Raw genomic sequence first — 2,457 nt, forward strand, 5'->3', positions numbered from 1 at the left:
CCGACGAACTCGGCCATGTTCGTGAAGCCCATGACCCGGTTGTAGAACGCGACCCACTCGTCCATCCGGCCGAGCTCGACGTTGCCGACCACGTGGTCGATCGCCTGGAAGACCCGCTTGGGGGCGCCGGCGGCCCTGGTGATCGTGGCGCTCCTGGCCATGTATCCCGGCAGGTAGGGCCCGTCGTAGCCGGACCGGTCGACGAGGGTGTGCCGCAGGTCGCCGTAGGCCGCGATCGCGGCGACCCGCACGGTGCCATGCTCGTCGGACAGGTCGTACGGCTCTTCGAGCACTGTCGCACCGGTGGCGCGCGCGTGCGCGACGCACTTATCGACATCGGGCACCTGCAGTGCGATGTCGGAGATCCCGTCCCCGTGCCGGCCGTGCACGGCGACCAGCGGGCTGTCTGGCCGCACCGCGCCGTTGAGCACGAACCGCACCGCGCCACTGCGCAGCACGTAGGAGACGTGGTCCCGCAGCCCGGTCTCAGGCCCGGCGTAGGCGACCAGCTCCATCCCGTACACCGCCTGGAAGAACAGCGCCGCCTGTGTCGCGTTGCCCACCGTCCATACCAGCGCGTCCCAGCCGCTGATCGGGAACGGGTCGCGAGAGACGTCGTGCTCGACCAGCCCGATCAGCTGCCGCAGCTGCGCCTCGTCCAGTTCCGCCGCGCGTTCCTGATCGGTAAGCGCCTGGTCGATCGTCATGCCTGCCTCCCGTGCCACGCTCGGACCTGACCCGTATTCAAGCCCAGTCCCGGCAGGTGATCAATAAGCGCATTGAAACCTAGGCCAACTGCTCATATCAGAGACTTAAACCACCACTGACCTATGCATTTTGCTCAGTCGTCCCCGGAGCCGGGTAGCCAGGCCGCGCATCCAGCGGCTGGCGCACCCGGCTCCGGAGGCCGGCGCGGATAGTCAACTGTGGCCGCGTAGATAGTTAACAACTTCTTAAGATCACTTGTAAATTACCCCCATACGGGCCATACGTGCCCGACGGGGGAACAGCATCATGACAACAGAAGCGCAGCCGCATGCGACCATCGCCCAAGTCCGGCAGAACATGGTGAGCAACTGCCAGTGGGCAGTCGCGCATCACAACCAGTTCACCTACGCGGAGATCCGGCCGTGGCCGGTCACTCCGCCGCGCACCCTGCCCATCACGACCGACTGCTCGGGCTTCGCCGAGATGATGGCGAGGTGGAGCGGCGCAGCCGACCCGAGCGGCGCCGGGTTCGACGGATCAGGGAACACGGACACGATGCTGGCGCACTCGCAGCACATTCCGCGCACGGAGACCCAGCCCGGTGACTTCGCGGTCTTCGGCCTGAACCCGAGCCAGCACGTCGTCGTCCTGACGCAGAGCGCGGCGGGCGGGAACGGGGCGATGTGCGTGTCTCACGGCCGGCAGGGCGACCCGGTCCAGGTCCCGCTCTCCGAGGAGATCGTGGCGGAACCGATCACCTTCCTGCGGCTGATGCCGGGCGGCGCCGTGCCGCCGCAAGGCGGCCCTAACCCGTTCTGCCCGCTGGACGTGGACGGCGACTTCGGGCCGGAGACGACCAAGGCACTGCAGTGGAAGCTGGGCGTAGACCAGGACGGGGTCTTCGGGCCGGACACCAAGATGGCGCTGCAGCGCCACCTCGGGGTGGACACCGACGGCGACGTCGGGCCGGACACGATCAAGGCGCTGCAGCGGCGCGTCGGCGTTACCCAGAGCGGCGTGTGGGGCGCGGAGACCACGAAGGGCCTGCAGCTGAAGCTGAACGCGAACACCTTCTGACCGGCAGCGGCCACGGAGCCGGGTCACGGGCCGGCGCATAAAAAGCGCCCCCAGTAGGATTCGAACCTACGCACCCGGCTCCGGAGGCCGGTGCTCTATCCCCTGAGCTATGGGGGCCCGGTGACGTCGAAAGGTTACCAGCCTCCCACGATCGGTGTGACATCCCGCCATGCCGTACCCATCACGTCACCAGAAGCGGTAGCCTCGCCCGCGTGACGCAAGGTTTGGGACGGGTGCTCGTCGTGGACGACGACGAGGTGATCCGGCAGCTTATCGCCGTGAATCTTACCCTTGAGGGGTTCGACGTGGCGACCGCGATCGACGGCCAGGACTGCCTCGACAAGGTGCAGGCGATCGACCCGGACGTCATCACGCTCGACGTGATGATGCCCAGGCTCGACGGCTGGGAGACCGCGGTCCAGCTGCGGAAGGCACCGTGGACCGCGCACATCAAGGTCGTCCTGATCACCGCCCGCGCCCAGGAAGACGACATGACGCGCGGCACGAACGTCGGCGCGGACGCTTACCTCACCAAGCCGTTCGATCCCGGCGAGATGATCCGCGTCGTCCGCGAGCTGGCGGGCGCGCCGCCCGCCTAGCAGCCGGTGCTCACTCGTGACCTGCGCGACGCGATCGCGCGGGCGCTCGCGGTGGCCGGGCTCGCCCCCGCCG

The 2,457-nt window shown here is 68.1% G+C and carries 3 protein-coding genes and 1 tRNA gene; 2 read left to right on the top strand and 2 right to left on the bottom strand.

Features of this window, described 5'->3' with window-relative positions; genetic code table 11:
• A partial coding sequence (locus tag WA805_RS02210) for a VOC family protein (RefSeq protein ID WP_425241527.1) occupies nt 1-707 on the bottom strand: 707 nt, incomplete at its 3' end.
• Between the two features lie 307 nt (nt 708-1,014).
• Here WA805_RS02210 and WA805_RS02215 point away from each other — a divergent pair.
• A complete protein-coding gene (locus WA805_RS02215) occupies nt 1,015-1,785 on the top strand; it encodes a peptidoglycan-binding domain-containing protein (protein ID WP_425241528.1) in 771 nt (256 codons plus the stop codon).
• 45 nt (nt 1,786-1,830) lie between these two features.
• On the opposite strand, the gene WA805_RS02220 is transcribed toward WA805_RS02215, so the two are convergent.
• Nucleotides 1,831-1,902: transfer RNA gene (locus tag WA805_RS02220), tRNA-Arg, on the bottom strand.
• A 116-nt stretch (nt 1,903-2,018) separates the two neighbouring features.
• Here WA805_RS02220 and WA805_RS02225 point away from each other — a divergent pair.
• Nucleotides 2,019-2,384 carry a response regulator transcription factor gene (locus WA805_RS02225; RefSeq protein WP_422287172.1) on the top strand — a complete coding sequence of 122 codons (366 nt, stop codon included), beginning with the start codon at nt 2,019-2,021 and terminating at the stop codon, nt 2,382-2,384.
• Nucleotides 2,385-2,457: the final 73 nt, after the last annotated feature.

It is taken from the genome of Trebonia sp. (assembly GCF_049794275.1).
GTDB lineage: Bacteria > Actinomycetota > Actinomycetes > Streptosporangiales > Streptosporangiaceae > Trebonia.